The 17,838-nt window shown below is 64.4% G+C and carries 17 protein-coding genes; 11 read left to right on the forward strand and 6 right to left on the reverse strand.

Annotation, left to right across the window (positions count from 1 at the left end; all coding sequences use genetic code 11):
* Nucleotides 1-120: 120 nt before the first annotated feature.
* From VIM61_04130 to VIM61_04145, 4 genes are all read right to left on the reverse strand, one after another.
* Nucleotides 121-681 (reverse strand): cytochrome b/b6 domain-containing protein, encoded by a 561-nt coding sequence (locus tag VIM61_04130; protein ID HEY8899575.1) that lies wholly within the window; start codon nucleotides 679-681, stop codon nucleotides 121-123.
* A gap of 2 nt (nucleotides 682-683) precedes the next feature.
* Entirely contained in the window at nucleotides 684-1,781 is a 1,098-nt protein-coding gene (locus VIM61_04135; GenBank protein HEY8899576.1) for a catalase family peroxidase, read from the reverse strand.
* Between the two features lie 197 nt (nucleotides 1,782-1,978).
* On the reverse strand, nucleotides 1,979-2,272 hold the full coding sequence (locus VIM61_04140; GenBank protein ID HEY8899577.1) for a DUF3817 domain-containing protein: 294 nt from the start codon (nucleotides 2,270-2,272) through the stop codon (nucleotides 1,979-1,981).
* A gap of 222 nt (nucleotides 2,273-2,494) precedes the next feature.
* The gene (locus VIM61_04145) at nucleotides 2,495-4,699 is read right to left on the reverse strand and encodes an NADP-dependent isocitrate dehydrogenase (GenBank protein HEY8899578.1); all 2,205 of its coding nucleotides are present in this window, start codon (nucleotides 4,697-4,699) and stop codon (nucleotides 2,495-2,497) included.
* 139 nt (nucleotides 4,700-4,838) lie between these two features.
* On the opposite strand from VIM61_04145, the gene acs reads away from it, so the two are divergent.
* On the forward strand, nucleotides 4,839-6,785 hold the full coding sequence (gene acs, locus VIM61_04150) for an acetate--CoA ligase (GenBank protein ID HEY8899579.1): 1,947 nt from the start codon (nucleotides 4,839-4,841) through the stop codon (nucleotides 6,783-6,785).
* Between the two features lie 112 nt (nucleotides 6,786-6,897).
* On the opposite strand, the gene VIM61_04155 is transcribed toward acs, so the two are convergent.
* Nucleotides 6,898-7,143 carry an acyl carrier protein gene (locus tag VIM61_04155; protein HEY8899580.1) on the reverse strand — a complete coding sequence of 82 codons (246 nt, stop codon included), beginning with the start codon at nucleotides 7,141-7,143 and terminating at the stop codon, nucleotides 6,898-6,900.
* Nucleotides 7,144-7,243: 100 nt separating this feature from the next.
* Here VIM61_04155 and VIM61_04160 point away from each other — a divergent pair, with 100 nt between their 5' ends.
* Entirely contained in the window at nucleotides 7,244-7,732 is a 489-nt protein-coding gene (locus tag VIM61_04160; protein ID HEY8899581.1) for an SRPBCC family protein, read from the forward strand.
* Here the strand turns inward: VIM61_04160 and VIM61_04165 are convergent.
* Nucleotides 7,729-8,463: a BsuPI-related putative proteinase inhibitor gene (locus tag VIM61_04165; protein ID HEY8899582.1), complete on the reverse strand. Its 735-nt coding sequence runs from the start codon at nucleotides 8,461-8,463 to the stop codon at nucleotides 7,729-7,731. The genes VIM61_04160 and VIM61_04165 overlap by 4 nt on opposite strands.
* A gap of 65 nt (nucleotides 8,464-8,528) precedes the next feature.
* On the opposite strand from VIM61_04165, the gene VIM61_04170 reads away from it, so the two are divergent.
* The 9 genes from VIM61_04170 to VIM61_04210 all read left to right on the forward strand — a co-directional run bounded on the left by VIM61_04170 (nucleotide 8,529) and on the right by VIM61_04210 (nucleotide 17,837).
* Nucleotides 8,529-9,191, forward strand: a complete 663-nt coding sequence (locus VIM61_04170) for a hypothetical protein (protein HEY8899583.1) — start codon at nucleotides 8,529-8,531, stop codon at nucleotides 9,189-9,191.
* Between the two features lie 31 nt (nucleotides 9,192-9,222).
* On the forward strand, nucleotides 9,223-10,851 hold the full coding sequence (lnt, locus tag VIM61_04175; GenBank protein ID HEY8899584.1) for an apolipoprotein N-acyltransferase: 1,629 nt from the start codon (nucleotides 9,223-9,225) through the stop codon (nucleotides 10,849-10,851).
* Between the two features lie 68 nt (nucleotides 10,852-10,919).
* Nucleotides 10,920-11,153, forward strand: a complete 234-nt coding sequence (gene purS / locus VIM61_04180) for a phosphoribosylformylglycinamidine synthase subunit PurS (GenBank protein ID HEY8899585.1) — start codon at nucleotides 10,920-10,922, stop codon at nucleotides 11,151-11,153.
* Nucleotides 11,153-11,809, forward strand: a complete 657-nt coding sequence (gene purQ / locus VIM61_04185; GenBank protein ID HEY8899586.1) for a phosphoribosylformylglycinamidine synthase subunit PurQ — start codon at nucleotides 11,153-11,155, stop codon at nucleotides 11,807-11,809. The genes purS and purQ overlap by 1 nt, the downstream gene beginning before the upstream one ends.
* A gap of 5 nt (nucleotides 11,810-11,814) precedes the next feature.
* Entirely contained in the window at nucleotides 11,815-14,079 is a 2,265-nt protein-coding gene (gene purL, locus VIM61_04190; protein HEY8899587.1) for a phosphoribosylformylglycinamidine synthase subunit PurL, read from the forward strand.
* A gap of 14 nt (nucleotides 14,080-14,093) precedes the next feature.
* Nucleotides 14,094-14,612, forward strand: a complete 519-nt coding sequence (locus VIM61_04195; GenBank protein HEY8899588.1) for a nucleotidyl transferase AbiEii/AbiGii toxin family protein — start codon at nucleotides 14,094-14,096, stop codon at nucleotides 14,610-14,612.
* On the forward strand, nucleotides 14,605-14,832 hold the full coding sequence (locus VIM61_04200; protein HEY8899589.1) for a hypothetical protein: 228 nt from the start codon (nucleotides 14,605-14,607) through the stop codon (nucleotides 14,830-14,832). The genes VIM61_04195 and VIM61_04200 overlap by 8 nt, the downstream gene beginning before the upstream one ends.
* 39 nt (nucleotides 14,833-14,871) lie before the next feature.
* Entirely contained in the window at nucleotides 14,872-15,213 is a 342-nt protein-coding gene (locus tag VIM61_04205; protein ID HEY8899590.1) for a hypothetical protein, read from the forward strand.
* 83 nt (nucleotides 15,214-15,296) lie between these two features.
* Entirely contained in the window at nucleotides 15,297-17,837 is a 2,541-nt protein-coding gene (locus VIM61_04210; GenBank protein HEY8899591.1) for a response regulator, read from the forward strand.
* The last annotated feature ends 1 nt before the right edge of the window (nucleotide 17,838 follow it).

Raw genomic sequence — 17,838 nt, forward strand, 5'->3', positions numbered from 1 at the left:
CCTGAGCTCTCCTTTCTGGCGTCCAAACAAGCCGATTCTCGACATCGAAACGGACAAATCCCGCCCCGGGGTCTGGCGGCGAAGAACGGAACTGCTTCCAGACAGCCCGCAGCCGCGCGGTCAATTTCCGTCGCGGTTGCGCACCGGCCACAACGCCATCCGATCGAGGATCCGGTCGCGCACGATCAGCGTGTGAAACAACACGGCGCCGAGATGCGCGAGAAACATGAAGAAGAGCAGGTAGGCCAGCACGGTGTGGGCCGGACGCAGGATCGCGTAAAGCGCCGGATGGGCCGGCAGGATGGGCGGCAGATGCACCGCGCCGAACATCACGATCGGGTAGTGGCCGGCGGACAGCATTCCCCAGCCGACGAGCGGCAATGCGAACATCAGCGCATAGAGCAGCTTCTCGGACGACGACGCGATGAATCGCTCCCGTTTCGACATCGTGGGCGGGAACGGCGGCAGCGTCGTGCACATGCGGTTGATGAAGCGCACCGCCGCCAGAATCAGAATCAGGATGCCCAGCGGACGATGGATGGCGACCAGCATGTGGTAGTCGCCGAGCGAGGCGACCATCGCCGCTCCGATGAAGAGCATGGCCAGCAGCATCGCGGCCATGAGCCAGTGCAGGATGCGGGACTGGAGGGCGAATTGGGTGCGTGGTTTTGGCGCGCTCATGGTTATTTGGCGACCTCGGCGGGCGAGACGGCGCTCGGTTCCTTGCGTTCGCCTTCGCGGCGCGCGAAGGATTTCAAATAGGCGGCCGAGCGCGCGCTGAGCAGCGGATCGTCCGACGCGGCGATTCCGTCCGGCAGCACGAGCGGATCGAAGGTGATGTCGCGGGTGGGGCTGGTGTCCTCGCTCTCGATGCGATCGATGGTCAGCATTCCCACGTCCACCTGTTTTCGATCCGCCGGCCACATTGCGGAGGCGTCTCCGGTCGGATCGCCGGGCTGGCCGACGGTGACCACGAGACGCCACTGCAATGGCCCGCGGTGAATGGCGGCAATCAGTGCGTCGAAGAGGTAGTTCTTGTCCGCCTTCTCCGGCTCGGGGCCGATCGGCGCGAACGGCTGGACCGGCACGAGCGACCAGCGAACGGGCGTCACCTCGCCGGCGGCATTGATGAACCGGAAAGCGTTGAGGCCATTGTAGGTGCTGTTGTCGAAACCGGAGGAACCCGGATTGGCGCCGATCACCGGGAAATTGCGGCCAGCCTCGGGATATTTTTCGATGAAGGCCTTCATCTTCGCGCCATCGGGCTTTCCGGTGGCCGGGTCCGGCGCGGAAGCGAGCAGCAGGTCGTAGAAGGCCTGCGGCGTGTGGACGGGGAAGACCGGAATATTGATGCAGCCGGTGCGCCATTCCTCGCCATTCGGCAGCTGGAACAGAATGGCCAGGCTGCGCACGATGCGCGACGAGTCAGGGACGTAGGGCTTCCCGCCCGCAAATGCGAAGCGGCCGACGAAAGGCACCCGGCCGGCCGGGAAGACCGCGGCTCTGGAGAGTGCGACGCCGTTGCCATTGCTCTCGAAGGTGCCGGCGATGCAGACGCCCTTCGCGTGATTGCGGCGGAAGCCGGGGAAGGTGCCGTTGACCTGCTGGAAGCGATCGACCATCGCCGTCGGCGACAGCGCGTGCGGCGTGAGCCAGCCGCCGACATAGGCGAACAGGCCGGCGATGCCGCCCAGCACCGCGCCGATGATCCCGAATCGCAGCGCGAGCCCCGCCCGCGATAGGGGCGGCGGTGTTTCCGGATTCGATTCGCTGGCGTTCATCGGTCTTCCATCCAATCCAGCAGGTGCCGGGCCAGCGACGGAACCTCAGGGGCTCAACGACATCGCCTTTCCGGGGAAGAAACAATCTTGCATTGGCAAATCTATCCGCCCGCGATCGCGCCCATCGATGAAGGGCTCAGCATTCCGTAATCGCGGAACGCCTCACGCGAGCCACGACCAATGCATCGCCCCCAGCGTCAGTGCCCGCTCTCGTAGTGCTTCAGCCGGCCGTCAATCACGAACGGCCCAAAGGGAACGAGCGCCGCGAGAAGGACCAGCGCCGCCCGCCCAATCGGCCAGCCGCCGCGGATCACCAGCGCAGCCAGCAGTCCGCACACGCCCATGAAAAGCACGCCGTGCAGCCAGCCGACGACAATCACAGCCTGCGGCAGGCCGGCCGCATATTTGAGCGGCATGGCCACGCCGAGCAGAAGCAGGAAGGAAACGCCCTCGGCGAGGGTGGTGAGACGCAGGAGATGAGCGGCAGGCATCGGAGTCGAGTGATCGAAAGTGCCCCGACAGAACCGCCGGTCGCGGCGGACGTCAACCCGTCTTGCGCAGGCTGCGGGAAAATATCCGGTAGAGCGGAGGGGCTGACGCGCCTTCGTGAACACGGTGAACCGGCGCGGCTGGCACTTGCCGACGCTAAAGGCCTGGCGATTCCCATGTCGCCGATTCCGACTCGGAGGCCGGAATCGGCGGGAATCGGATGCCTACAGCGTCGCGAGGATGCCGTTGAACGTCGCGCTCGGGCGGAGGGCGGCGTTGGCCTTCGCGTCGTCGGGCTGGTAGTAACCGCCGATATCGACGGCGCTGCCCTGCACGGCGAGAAGTTCCTCGACGATTTTCGACTCGTTCGCGGTGAGGGCTTCGGCGACGGGCGTGAAGAGGGCCTTCAGCTCGGCGTCGGCGTCCTGCGCGGCGAGGGCCTGGGCCCAGTAGAGCGCGAGATAGAAGTGGCTGCCGCGGTTGTCGATGGTGCCGAGTTTGCGGCCGGGCGAACGGTCGTTCTCGAGGAACTTGCCGGTCGCGGCGTCGAGCGTGTCGGCAAGGACCCTGGCTTTCGGCAGGCTGAAGGTGGCGGCGATGTGCTCGAAGCTGGGGGCAAGGGCGAAGAATTCGCCGAGCGAATCCCAGCGGAGGTAGTTTTCCGCGACGAACTGCTGCACGTGCTTCGGCGCAGATCCGCCGGCGCCGGTCTCGAACAGGCCGCCGCCGTTCATGAGCGGGACGATCGAGAGCATCTTGGCGCTGGTGCCGACTTCGAGGATCGGGAAGAGGTCCGTGAGATAGTCGCGGAGGACGTTGCCGGTGACGCTGATGGTGTCTTCACCCTTCACGATGCGCTCGAGGCTGTATTTGCAGGCGTCGGCGGGTGCGAGGACGGGGAACTCGAGACCGGCGGTGTCGTGGTCCCCGAGGTAGAGCTCGATCTTCTTGAGAAGCTCGGCGTCGTGGGCGCGGGTCTTGTCGAGCCAGAAGACGGCGGGGACGCCGGTGGCGCGGGCGCGGTTCACGGCGAGTTTCACCCAGTCGCGGACCGGTGCATCCTTCGTCTGGCAGGCACGCCAGACGTCGCCGGCCTCGACTTCGTGCGTGATGAGGACGTTGCCCGCGGCGTCGGTGACCGTCACGGTGCCGTCGGCGGGGATTTCGAAGGTCTTGTTGTGGGAGCCGTATTCTTCGGCGGCCTGGGCCATGAGACCGACGTTCGGCACGGAGCCCATGGTTTTCGGGTCGAGGGCGCCGTTGGCTTTGCAGAAGTCGATGACGGCCTGGTAGACGCCCGCGTAGCAGCTGTCGGGAATGACCGCGAGGGTGTCCTGCGTCTTGCCGGCAGCGTTCCACATCTTGCCGCCTTCGCGAATCATCGCGGGCATGGAGGCATCGACGATCACATCACTCGGGACGTGGAGATTCGTGATGCCCTTGTCGGAATTCACCATCGCGACAGCGGGGCTGTTTCTGAACAGCGTTTCGAGATCGGCCTTGATGGCGGCCTGCTTCTCCGCGGGCAGCGTGGCGGCCTTTGCGACAAAATCGCCGAAGCCATTGTTGAAATCGACGCCGAGGGCGGCGATGTCGTCCGCGTATTTCTCGATGAGGTCCTTGAAAAAAACCTTCACGGCGTGGCCGAAGAGGATGGGGTCCGAGACCTTCATCATCGTGGCCTTGAGGTGGAGCGAGAAAAGCGTGCCGTCGACCTTCGCGCGAGCGATCTGATCGGCGAGGAAGGAGACGAGCGCATTCTTGCTCATGAACGTCGCGTCGAGAATCTCGCCGGCCTTGAGCGGGGTTTTCTCCTTGAGAACGGTCACGGCGCCGTCCTTTGCGACGAATTCGATCTTCACGTCGGTCGCCTCCGGCACGGTGACGGATTTCTCGTTCGAGCAAAAATCGAACTCGCCCATCGTCGCGACCTCGGTCTGCGAATCCCTGCTCCAGGCGCCCATCTTGTGCGGGTGGGCCTTGGCGTAGTCTTTCACGGCCTTCGGCGCGCGGCGGTCGGAGTTGCCCTCACGGAGGACGGGGTTCACGGCCGAGCCCTTGACCTTGTCGTAGCGGGCCTTGGCGTCCTTCTCGGCGTCGGTGGTCGCGGCCTCGGGATAATCGGGGATGGCGTAGCCCCTGGCCTGCAGCTCGGCGATGGCGGCCTTCAGCTGCGGGATGGAGGCGGAGATGTTCGGTAGCTTGATGATGTTCGCCTCGGGCTCGAGCGTCCACGCACCGAGTTCGGCGAGGGCGTCGGGAACGAGATCGAAGGCCGCGAGGATGCGCCCGGCGAGAGAGATGTCGCGCACTTCCACGGCGATGCCGCTGTGCTTCGTGAACGCCTGAACGATGGGCAGCAGCGAATAGGTCGCGAGGAGCGGGGCTTCGTCGGTCTTCGTGTAGATGATGGTCGGCGTCTTGGACATGGCTTTAGCGCTCTGAAGTAGCCGCCGAGGCGCGGGAGAGTCGATGAAAAACCCTCCGAATCCCCTTGTGGCGACCACTTCGGCCTTTATCACCGCGCCGTTTTCATCCATCGTCCGCATTCCTTCTTCCCCTTTCTTCATGAGCACCAACGTCGAGTCTCACCTCGTCGAAAACCGCGTCTTCAAGCCCTCCCGTGAATTCTCCAAGGCCGCCGGCATCGGCAGCCTCGCCGAATACAGGCGGCTCTACGAGTCCTCCATCAGGCGCCCGGATAAGTTCTGGGCCGCGCAGGCCAGCGAACTCAGCTGGGCCCGGAAATGGACGAAGACGCTGGAATGGAAGGCGCCTTTTGCAAAGTGGTTCGTTGGCGGAAAGTTGAACGCGAGCGCGAACTGCCTCGACCGCCACCTCACCGGCCCGCGCCGCAACAAAGCCGCGATCATCTGGGAGGGCGAGCCCGGCGAAAAGCGCACGCTCACCTACCACCAGCTCCATCGCGAGGTCTGCAAGTTCGCGAACGTCCTCAAGCGCAATGGCGTGAAGAAGGGCGACCGCGTGCTGGTCTACCTCCCGCTCGTCCCCGAGGCCACCGTCACGATGCTCGCCTGCGCCCGCATCGGCGCCGTGCACTCCGTCGTCTTCGGCGGCTTCAGCGCGGACAGCATCAAGGACCGCCTCGCCGACTCCGGCGCAAAGGTCATCGTCACCGCCGACGGCGGATATCGCCGCGGACAGACGGTCACCCTCAAGCAAAGCGTCGACCGCGCCATCGAGGGCAACGAGGCCATCGAGCGCGTCATCGTCCTCCGCCGCGCGAACATCGACATCCACATCAAGGAGGGCCGCGATGTCTGGTGGCATCGCGAGATGGATTACGTGGATGCGAACTGCCCGGCCGTCCCGCTCGATAGCGAGCACCCGCTCTTCATCCTTTATACGAGCGGCTCCACCGGGAAACCGAAGGGCATTCTCCACACCACCGGCGGCTACCTCACCGGCGCCTACACGACGACGAAGTTCATCTTCGACCTGCGCGAAGACGACGTTTACTGGTGCACGGCCGACGTCGGCTGGATCACCGGCCACAGCTATCTCGTCTACGGCCCCCTCGCAAATGGTGCGACCTGCGTGATGTATGAAGGCGCGCCGAACTGGCCGGAGCCCGACCGTTTCTGGGAAATCATCGAGCAATACGGCGTCACGATTCTCTACACCGCGCCGACCGCCATCCGCGCCTTCATCAAATGGGGTGACGAATGGCCCGAGAAGCACGACCTCTCCTCGCTGCGCCTGCTCGGCACCGTCGGCGAGCCAATCAATCCCGAGGCCTGGATGTGGTATCGCGAAAAAATTGGCGGCGGCCGCTGCCCCATCGTGGACACTTGGTGGCAGACGGAAACCGGCGCGATCATGATCTCCCCGCTCCCCGGCGCGACGCCCGCCAAGCCCGGCACGGCCACGCTGCCATTCTTTGGCATCGATGCGGCGATCGTCGACGACGACGGCCGGGAGCTGAAGCACGGGGAAGGCGGCAAGCTCGTCATCCGCAAGCCCTGGCCCTCGATGCTGCGCACGATCTTCGGCGACAAGCCGCGCTACAAGAAAACCTACTGGAGCGAGGTGAAGGGCTGCTACTTCACCGGCGACGGCGCCCGCCGCGACAAGGACGGCTATTTCTGGATCACCGGTCGCATGGACGACGTGCTCAACGTCGCCGGCCACCGTCTCGGCACCGCCGAGGTCGAGAGCGCGCTCGTCGCGCACGAAGCCGTGGCCGAGGCCGCGGTCGTCGGCCGGCCCGACGAAATCAAGGGCCAGGGCGTCGTCGCCTTCGTCACGCTCAAGGTCGGCGTCGCCGCGAACCACGAGCTCAAGGAATGCCTCCGCAGGCACGTCGGCGAAATCATCGGCCCGATCGCGAAGCCGGACGAAATTCGCTTTGCCGACATGCTGCCCAAGACGCGCAGCGGCAAGATCATGCGCCGCCTGCTCAAGGAAGTCGCCGGCGGGGGGGGCGTCACGGGCGATACGACCACGCTCGAGGATCTCAACGTCCTGGCCAGGCTCGGCAAGGCCGACGAATAACCGGAGGGAGGGCGCCTGCGCGAGCTGGCGCCTTTCCTGTGACCAGAGGGAAACGAAACAGGCCGCGCGGTTCGCGCGGCCTGTTCAAAGTCGAACTCGAAAGTCGGTCGGCTTACTTGCCAGCCTTCTCTTCGATGTATTTGATGACGTCGCCGACGCTCTGGAGCTTCTCGGCGTCTTCGTCGGGCACTTCGACGTTGAACTCCTCTTCGAAAGCCATCACGAGCTCGACCGTGTCGAGCGAATCGGCGCCGAGATCCTCGATGAACGATGCGGCGGGCGTGACCTGCTCGGGCGTGACGCCAAGCTGCTCAACGATGATGTCTTTGACTTTTTCTTCGATGGATTTTTCGGACATAAGAATTCGGGTAATTGGGTGAGTGGGGAAGCAGTTATTCGCCCTCCCAGGCTTTGACAACAACTAATTTCCCGTGAGCGCAGAAACAGGGTTTTCCTCGGTGGGGTCAAGCAGAAATCTGTTTGCGAACTCCGCCATCTTCGAGCGTTCGACCTGGCTGGCGGCGCCTCCGGAAGCCGTCTTTGCCTTCCACGAAAACCCCGGCAACCTTGCGCGCATCAGCCCGCCCCTGCTCCGGCTGCGACGCATCGAGGCCGATCCCGTGGCCATCCCGGGAACGCGTTTCCGGATCGTGGCGAGACCGCTCGGCCTGCCACTGGACTGGACCGGCGAATGGCTGGCGATCGAGAGGCCGAGGCGGCTTGTCGATGGCGTGGTGCAGGCACCCTTTGCCCGCTTCGATCACGAGCATTGCTTCGAGCCCGAAGGCAACGGCACGCGCATGACGGATCGCGTGACGTATGCCCTCCTCGGGCCAGGCTGGGGATTTCTCGGCCGGCTCATGAACCGGCTCGTCGCCGCCTTCGTCCTGATCCCGATGTTCCGCATGCGCCACGTCGCAACGCGGCGCTATTTCGCGGGAAACTAGGCACCGGGCGTCGGTTCGGGCGTCGGCGTCGCTTCCAGGGCCGGATTCGGCTGCTGGCCGCGGGCCTTGCCCGTGGGCGTGACCGTGGCCGTGCGGGTGAACTCCGGATTATTCGCGAGCGAAGCCTCGATCGTATACGTCTGGCCGGGCTGCATGTCGCGCGTGGCGATCTTCTCCTCGTATTGGATGCGCTCGTCGGGATTGATCATCACGACTCCCGAGACGTCGTCGAACGCGCGATCGTCGGACCATTTTTCGATGACCTTGCCGCTGCCGTCGCGCACGAGAATCTCGATGCGCTGCGAGGTCGGGAAGTCGAGCTTGAGAAGCTTCGAGGTGCGATTGATCACCGAGTAGGTGACCGTGATCTCGCGACGATCATCGACGGAGAATTTCTCCGGCTGGATCACGAGCTTGCTGTCGGAGTGCTTTTTGACGAGCTGCACCGACGAGAACATGTCGGTGAAAAACGACGTAAGCATCTTCGTCGAGCTCTTGTCGCTCGTCTTGTTGAGCGGAAACGAGTTCGCGGGCGTGAGCGTCGACGATTTGTTCGTGCGAGGCCCCGGGCCCGTGGAATTATTGGAATCGTCGGGAACGATGAAAAACGGGCTCTGCTCCTCGGGGATCACCGGCACGACGGACTGCGCCAGGGCCGGCCGGAGACCGAAACCAAGGGCCGCACCGATGAGGAGCGGCGTCGTAGAGCGCAGGAATCGCGGGACTTGCATGGGGCATCGGGTTACCGCAGGGCGGGCGCGGTTGCAAATCCTATCCGCATCGCTACGCTCCCGCCATGCAGCGTTTCCGCCCCATTTTGTTCCTGACGCTCGCGCTCGTCGCGACCTCCGCCGCGTTTGCCGGCGCGAAGAAGCAATCCGCGGTCTCCGTTCGATTTCACGCGGAAGGCGGCTCGGAAGGTGGCGAGTTTTCCCAGCCCGTCGAGCTGATCAATCCCAGGCGCAAGACGAACATGCAGGCGCTTGCGCTCATCTCCGAGCGCGACATCAAATCCTTCTACCCCTACCCGGCCACGGACGGCTCCGGCACGTTTGGCGCAAGCTTCCGGCTCGATTCCCATGGATCGAACCTCCTCGGCCAGCACACGATGTCGCGCCAAGGCAGCTACCTGCTCGCCTATTTCAACGGCCGCCACGTCATCGACCTCTACATCGATCGCGCGGTCACGGACGGCATCATCAGCATCCCCAGCAGTCTGACCCCCGCCGACATCGCCGCCCTGGAACTCACTTTCCCCCTGATGGGCCACGAAAACGAGAAACCGGGGAAGAAGAAGCCGGTCCAGAAGGACGCCCCGCCGCCGAAGGCCTCCGAAATGCCACGCATGCAGCCGGCCACCGTTCGCCAGGCCGACGGCTCGCTGGCCCCCGCGCAATCCTCGGGCGCCGCCCCGAGCGGCGAAGTCATTCCCCGCTCGGTCTCCCCGGTCGGCCAGTAGCTCGCACTTGTCTTTCGCCCGCTCGTCCCGAATGCGTCAGCTGAAATCCGTCTGGCCCTGGCTGCTCGCAGCCCTGAGCGGCGCCCTCCAGGCCTTCGCCTTCCCGCCCTTCAATCAGGCCGGGCTCGCCTGGTTCGCCTTCACCCCGCTCATCGCCGCTCTCTGGTTCACGCCGACGACCGGTCGCGGCCGGCCGCTGCGCCTCTTCGCCCTCGGCTACCTGTCCGGCCTGGTCTTTTTCTGGGTGAGCCTTTTCTGGTTCACGGAAGTCACCCGCCTCGGCTGGTTTGTCTTCGCCTTCTATCTCGCGATTTTTCCGGGCCTCTGGGGCCTGTTCGTCGGCATCACCTGCCGCCCTCGCGACTCGAAGGACCTCGCAACGAATCCCTGGCTGAGCTCCATGGGCAATCTGCGCCTCGCCGCCCGAGGGGCCGCGGCCTGGGCCGCGATCGAATGGGTGCGCGGCTCGCTCTTCAGCGGCTTCGGCTGGAATTCGCTGGCCGTCTCTCAATGGCAGAATACCGCCGTCATCCAGATCGCGGATTTCTCCGGCGTCGCCGGCCTCGGCTTCGTCATCATCCTGATGAACCTCACGCTCGTGCACACGGTGCGGCGTATCAGCCTCGAGGCCGGCCGCGTGAAAATGCGCCCGCATTTCGACTTCACGCTCACGATGGCCATCGTCGCGTCGACGTTTTGCTACGGCGTGTATCGCGTGAACTATGCGAGCCCGAAACCCGCCGCTGGCGCGCCGCCCACCACGGCCACCCTCCGCGTCGCCGCCGTCCAGGCGAACATTCCGCAATACGCGAAGTGGGATCCCCAGTTCGAGCAGCACATCATCCAGACCTACCGCCGCCTCTCGGAGAACGCCGCCGCCTACCGGCCCGACCTCGTCATCTGGCCCGAGGCCGCCACGCCGCGGCCATTGCTCGAAGATGAGGACATGAAACGCGAGGCCGTGAACGTGCTCGCGAAGACCCGCGCCGACTTCCTCACCGGCTCCATCCGCTACTTCCTCGGCGAGGCTTTCAACGCCGCCATCCTCCTCGACCAGAAGGGCGGCGTGCAGGTCTATCACAAGATCCACCTCGTGCCCTTCGGCGAATACGTGCCCTTCCGGAATAGCTTCCCGCTCTTTGCCTGGATCGTCGGCAGCGAGGTGCCCAGTGATTTCGCCGCCGGCACCGAGCCCGTGGTGATGACCCTTCGCAAACGCCCGTTCAAGATCGCCCCGCTCATTTGCTTCGAGGACACCGTCGGCGACCTCACCCGGCGCTTTGCCCAGGGCGGCGCCGAACTTCTCGTCACCCTCACGAACGATGGCTGGTTCCGCGAGAGCGCCGGTTCGCACCAGCACATGGCCAACGCGGTCTTCCGCAGCGCCGAGACGAAGCTGCCCCTCGTCCGCGTCGCCAATACCGGCGTCACCTGCGTGATCGACCGCTTTGGCCACGTCAGCCAGACGCTCGAAACTCGCGGCAACACCTTCATCGAGGGCGTCCTCCTCGCGCAGCTCACGATCGCCGTCGAGCCCCCGAAGACCTTCTACACCCGCTACGGCGATCTCTTCGCCCTCTTCTGCGGCATCGCCACCATCGGAGCGATCTACACGCACCTGCTCACCGCCCGGCGCCGCGGCCTCACCGAGTCCGCCTGATCCACCCGACCGCGAAAATCGTCTCTCGCGCCTTGCCCACCGCGGGCGAACCCGGCAACCTTTCGCGCATGAAAGCCGTCGTCACCGTCATGCCCAAACAATCCGTGCTCGACCCACAGGGCGCCGCTGTCGCCCAGGCCCTCGGCCACCACGGCCTCGATAGCGTCGGCAAGGTCCGGGTCGGCAAGGTCATCGAGATCGAACTCACCGGCGCTCCGGACGAATCCACGCTCCACAGCCTCAGCCGCGACCTCCTCAGCAACCCCGTCATCGAGGATTACACGCTCGACGTCGTCGCTTGATGAAATTCGCAGTCCTTCAATTTCCCGGTTCGAATTGCGACCAGGATTGCCTCCTCGCCCTGCGCTCCTTCGAGGGCGTCACCGCCGAATACGTCTGGCATAAGAACACCTCCGTCGCCGGCTTCGACGCCGTCATCGTCCCCGGCGGCTTCTCCTACGGCGACTACCTGCGCTGCGGCGCAATCGCCAGCCTCTCGCCCATCATGGGCGCCGTGAAGGAGTTCGCGACCAATGGCGGCCCCGTCCTCGGCGTCTGCAACGGCTTCCAGATTCTCTGCGAGAGCGGCCTCCTCCCCGGCGCCCTCGTCCGCAATCGCGACATGCATTTCCTCTGCGAGCACGTCGATCTCCGAGTGGAGACCACCGACTCGCGCTTCACGAAAAACGCCGCCGCCGGCGCGATCCTGAACATTCCCATCGCCCACGGCGAAGGCTGCTACGTCGCCGACGAGGCCACCCTCGCCGAGCTCCAGGCCAACGACCAGATCCTCGTTCGCTACGCCGGCAGCAACCCCAACGGCTCCGTCGACAACATCGCCGGCATCCGGAACCGCTCCGGCAACGTCTTCGGCCTCATGCCCCATCCCGAGCGCGCCTGCGACCCCGCCCTCGGCAGCACCGACGGCCGCGTCATCTTCGAATCTCTGCTTTCCTAATTTTCATGGCCGATCCCGCCATCACTCCCGAAGTCATCGCCAAGCACGGCATCACGCCCGACGAATACGAGCGCATCCAGAAGATCCTCGGCCGCGACCCGAATTTCACCGAGCTCGGTGTCTTCTCCGTCATGTGGAGCGAGCACTGCTCGTATAAGAACTCCAAGCTCGAGCTGAAGAAATTTCCGACCACCGGCGACAAGGTGCTCGTGAAAGCCGGCGAGGAAAACGCGGGCGTCATCGACATCGGCGACGGCTGGGCCATCGCGTTCAAGATGGAAAGCCACAACCACCCGAGCGCCGTGGAGCCATTCCAGGGCGCGGCCACCGGCGTCGGCGGCATCATTCGCGACATCTTCACGATGGGCGCCCGCCCCGTGTTCTCGATGAACAGCCTGCGCTTCGGCCCCATCACCGGCGACGACGCGGAAGCCAGGACGAACCGCCGTCTCTTCGCCGGCGTCGTGAGCGGCATCTCGCACTACGGAAATTGCATCGGCATCCCGACGATCGGCGGCGAGGTCTATTTCGACGAATCGTATTCCGGCAACCCGCTCGTCAACGTCCTGAACCTCGGCATCCTGCGCCACGACCAGATCGCGCGCGGCGGAGCCGTCGGCATCGGGAATCCCGTTTTCTACGTCGGCGCCGAGACCGGCCGCGACGGCCTTGCTGGCGCCGCCTTCGCCTCCCGGGAACTCACCGAGGAATCGAAGGAAGACCGCCCCGCCGTTCAGGTCGGCGATCCCTTCCGCGAAAAACTTCTCCTCGAGGCCTGCCTCGAACTCCTCGCCAGCGGCTGCGTCGCCGGCATTCAAGACATGGGCGCCGCCGGCCTCACCTGCTCGACCTGCGAGACGGCCAGCCGCGGCGGCACCGGCGTCGAGATCGAGCTCGACCTCGTGCCGAAGCGCGAGACAGGCATGACGCCTTACGAAATCCTCCTGAGCGAGAGCCAGGAGCGCATGCTCGTCATCGTGAAGAAAGGTGAGGAACAGACCGTCCGCGACATCTTCGAGAAGTGGGATCTCCCCTACGCGGAAGTCGGCATCGTGAACGACGACGGCATGATGCGCGTGAAATCCGGCGGCAGGACGGTCGTGGAAATTCCCGCCCGCCAGCTCGCCGACGAAGCCCCGCTCTACTCCCGCGAAGCCGCGGAGAAAACCGCGGATCACACGGATTTTCCGGATGAACTTCAGAAGCTCCTATCCGCCTCATCCGTGTCATCCGTGGTCCAAAGCCTTCTGTCTTTGCTCTCGCACCCGTCCATCGCCAGCAAGCGCTGGGTCTGGCGCCAATACGACCACATGGTCCGCCTCGGCGCGACCGTGCTGCCCGGCAGCGACGCCGCCGTTTTCCTCGTTCGCGAGGCCAACAAAATCCTCGCCGCTTCGACGGACTGCAACTCGATCTACTGCAAACAGGATCCCCGCGAAGGCGCTCGCATCGCCGTCGCCGAATGCTGCCGCAACCTCGCGTGCTCCGGCGCCGTGCCGCTCGCACTCACCGACAACCTGAACTTCGGCAACCCGCACAAGCCCGAGAATTTCCTCCAGCTCCGCGAGGCCGTCGAAGGCATGGCCGAGGCCTGCCGCGAGTTCGGCACGCCCGTCACCGGTGGCAACGTCAGCCTCTATAACGAGAGTCCCGTCGCCGCGATCGATCCCACGCCGACCGTCAGCGTAGTCGGCCTCATCGCCGACGCCGCGCACGTCACGACCAGCGCCTTCAAGGCCGCCGGCGACGTCATTCTCCTGCTCGGCGAACTCGTGGAAAGCACGCCCGCCCAGGGCATGGGCGCCACGCATTACCTGAAAGTGGTTCACGGCACGAAAGCCGGCCCGCCGCCCGCGTTGAGCTACGAAAGCGAGCTCGCCGTTCACGACGCCCTGCGCGCCGCGATCAAGGCCGGTCTCGTCCGCAGCGCTCACGACTGCAGCGAAGGCGGCATCGCCGTCACCCTCGCGGAAAGCTGCCTCGCGGCCGCCGGCTCGCCCCTCGGCGCAACGGTTTCGCTCGAGGCGACCGACGCCATCGTCGCACTTTTCAACGAATCGCAGTCCCGCGTCGTCATCAGCGTGGCCCCGGCCGACGTGCCCGCCACCCTTGCCCTGCTCGAGAAGAGCGGCGTCCCCGCCGCCCGCCTCGGCGAGGTGACGAGCCACGGAACGCTCGCGATCAGCACGGCCGGCAAGACCTTCACCTGGCCGCTCCCCGACCTCCACCACGCCTGGGCCGACACGATCGGCAAGCTGATGGAAAGCTGACCCAAGGACGATCGATGATCAAACTCGCCAGCCTCGAGCAGATCGTCCGCACCCTCAACGCACAAGGCGTCCGCTTCCTCATTGCTGGTGGAGTCGCTGTGAATGGATATGGCTATCTGCGCGTCACCAAGGATCTGGACATCGCAGTGGCGCTGGATGCCCAAGCCTTCCACGCTGCGGTGATTGCGCTGGAGTCCATTGGCTATGCGCCCAAAATTCCGGTGACGGCGGAGATGATCGCCGATCCGGCGAATCGCGAGCGTTGGCGGGCAGAAAAGGGAATGCTCGTTTTCCAGATGTGGAACGACTCACACCGTGAAACCCCCATCGACATTTTCACCACCTTGCCCTTCGATTTCGAAACGGCATTTGCGTCCAGCATAGAGGAAAACCTTGCTCCTGGTCTCGAGGTCCGCCTCGTGCCCCTGGACCTGCTGATCGCCATGAAGCAGGAAGCCGCCCGCCCTCGAGATCTTGATGACATTGATCATCTGAGGCAGATTCAATCCATCCGGGCAGAGAAAAATGGATGAGGATCGCATCGACTGGAATCTGGGCACTTTCGCAGGTTCGCGCCGCGAGCAACTCCGCGAATGGTGCGGCCTGACATTCCGCCAGCGCATGTGTGCGTTGGAAGAACTGGGAGAACTTGCCCGCTTCTCCTTCGAGGAAAAACGCCGACAGGGCCAACCCTATTTCGATCCCTACACGGGACAACTGATTCATCCGAACGGTTCCCAGATATCGACTTAGCTCTTGCCAGAATAGAACAACCTTCTTAGCGTCCCCGCCATGGGATCGATCAAGGGCGTATCGGTTGTTCTGGGGATATTTTTAGCTTCACACGCCTTCGGGGACGATAGGCCGGTCTCGCCCCGGAAGACGCTCGAGGAGATCAAAGCCGAGCTGAAGCCGCTCCGCGAGCGAGCCGCGCTCGAGCCCGAGGTCGTCGCCGCCCGCAAGTCTCTCGACGAAGCCTACCGGGCTTACTGGGAGAGCGTCCGTGTGGCGATGGTCAGACTCGAGCCGGAGAAAAAGACGCTGATCGAAAAGGAGATCAGGCTTCGGAAGCAGCTCAATTCCGTGCGTGGCGAGGCCTCGCCGTCCCCGACCCCGGCCGGCTCGAAACCCTAGGCGGACTCACGACGGCGCCCCCCTCCATTTGAACCTTGTCCGCCTCTTCGCACGGCCTATTTTGACGGCTGGCGATGCCGCGCATGCACAGCTCCCTCCGCAAGAAAGTCGTCCTCTGGTTCATCGTCATCGCGCTGGCTGTCGGGGCGGCCGCCTACCTTGGTTACCACCGGATTTCCGACCTCATTCGTCGCGAAGCCGAGAAGCAGATGACGGACAAGCTCCATCACGTGATGGATGTGCTCGAGGCCACGGACGCGACCTACATGAACCTCGTTCATGCCTCGATGGCCGTCCTGAAACGCGAGGCCGCGCGATTCGGTCCGCCGAACCTCCGTTCCGCTCCGGGCGACAGTCGCATGGAGACCCTTTTCTTCGGCGATCACTCCGTCGCCGGGTCCTTCGACCTCGTGGACGACGTGACGAAGATCATGGGCGGCACGGCGACGATTTTTCTCCGCCAGGGCGACCGCTATGTCCGGATTTCCACAAATGTGCTCACACCGGGTGCCGCCCGCGCCGTCGGCACGGAACTGGATCCCAAGGGCCGCGCCATCGCCGCGATCCGCGAGGGCCGCGCCTTCCACGGCGTGGTGGACATTCTCGGGACGGCTTACATCACCAGCTACGAACCGATTTTCGACGCCAGCGGCGCCGTGATCGGAATTTATTACGTGGGTTATCCCCTCGAGCAGCTGAGCACGATCCGCGAAGCCCTCGACAAGAGCGGCATCCTGGATCGCGGGTTCTTCGCCCTGCTCGATCCCGCGAACAAGATCATCTTCCAGTCCAGCGGAGGATCGATTCCGGAGAATATCACCCAGATCACCGACGCCGTGGAGGAGGGCCGCGATCCGGGACCGAACTGGCGCATCCATTGGGAAACGTTCAAGCCCTGGGACTACGACGTGATCGCCGCCATGTATCTTCCAGACGTTTCGCGAATGACGTTTCGGATGATCTGGCAGGCATACAGCGTAACCGGCGCCGTCATTCTGGCGGTGCTCATCCTGTCCTTCATCCTCGCCTCGCGCCTTTCGGATGCCCTCGAGCGAGCCGAAGTCGCCACCGGGGAGGCGCTCGATGCCCGCGACGCCGCGGAGTCCGCCAACCGCACGAAGAGCACCTTCCTCGCGAACATGAGCCACGAACTTCGCACGCCGATGAATGCAATCATCGGCTACAGCGAGATGCTCATCGAAGAGGCCGAAGACCTCGGGCAGGACGACTTCACCCCCGACCTGCAGAAAATCCGCGGCGCCGGCAAACACCTCCTTGCCCTCATCAACGACATTCTCGATCTCTCGAAGATCGAGGCCGGCAAGATGACCATTTTCCTCGAGGACATTCCGCTCGGCGAAATGATCACCGAGGTCGTGGGCACCATCCAGCCACTGCTCGAAAAGAATGGCAACCGACTCGATATCCGCGTCGCTTCCGACATCGGGACCATGCGCGCCGACCTCACGAAGGTCCGCCAGACGCTCTTCAACCTGCTGAGCAACGCCACGAAATTCACCGAGCGCGGCATCATCACCCTCGCCGCGGAGCGCATGCAAACCGAGCTCGGAGAGCGCATTCGCATCCGCGTGTCCGACACCGGCATCGGCATGACGCCCGAGCAACTCGGCAAGCTCTTCCAGGCCTTCTCCCAGGCGGACGCGTCGACCACGCGCAAATACGGCGGCACCGGTCTCGGCCTCATCATCAGTCGAAAATTCTGCCAGATCATGGGCGGCGACATTTCCGTGGAAAGCCGCGCCGGCATTGGCACGACCTTCGCCGTCGACCTGCCCGCCATCGTCGTGCCTGCGCCGGAACCGGTCGTGCCGCCCACCACCCCCGCGCCGGACGTTCCGAAGCCTCGCTCCCAGAATCGCAAGACCATCCTCGTCATCGACGATGATCCCGACGCCGCCGACCTCATGGCCCGCGCCCTGGATCGCGCCGGCTTTGCGACCCTCCGCGCCAGCAAGGGCGGCGAGGGCATCGTGATGGCGCAGCAACAGCAGCCCGACGCCATCACGCTCGATGTCATGATGCCGGGCATGGACGGCTGGTCCGTGCTCAGCGTGCTGAAGTCCGACCCCCTCACCGCAAAGATCCCCGTCGTGATGGTGACGATGCTGCAGGATCGCCAGCTCGGCTACGCCCTCGGTGCCGCGGATTTTCTCACCAAGCCGGTCGACTCGGAAAAACTTCGCGACGTGCTCGCGCGCCATGCCGGCCACCCGGAGATGCCCGTGCTCGTTGTCGAGGACGATCCCGCCAGCCGAGAGATGCTCGTCCGCGTGCTCTCGAAAGAGGGCTTTTCCGTCACCGAGGCCGAGAACGGCAGCGTCGCCCTCGAGCGCATCGCCGAGCGCCGTCCCGAGCTCATTCTTCTCGATCTGATGATGCCCGTGATGGACGGCTTCGAATTCCTCGCCGTTCTCGGCGCGGAGCCCGAGTTGGCCCGCATCCCCGTGATCGTCGTGACCGCGAAAGATCTCACTCCCGCAGACCGCGATATCCTCAATGGCAGCGTGCAGCAGGTTTTCGAAAAAGGCGCCATGGACCGGGAAAAACTCCTCCGCGACGTCTGTGCCATGGTCGCAAAGACCGTCAAATCTCACCCGGCGTAGC

It is taken from the genome of Chthoniobacterales bacterium, from assembly GCA_036569045.1.
GTDB lineage: Bacteria > Verrucomicrobiota > Verrucomicrobiia > Chthoniobacterales > JAATET01 > JAATET01.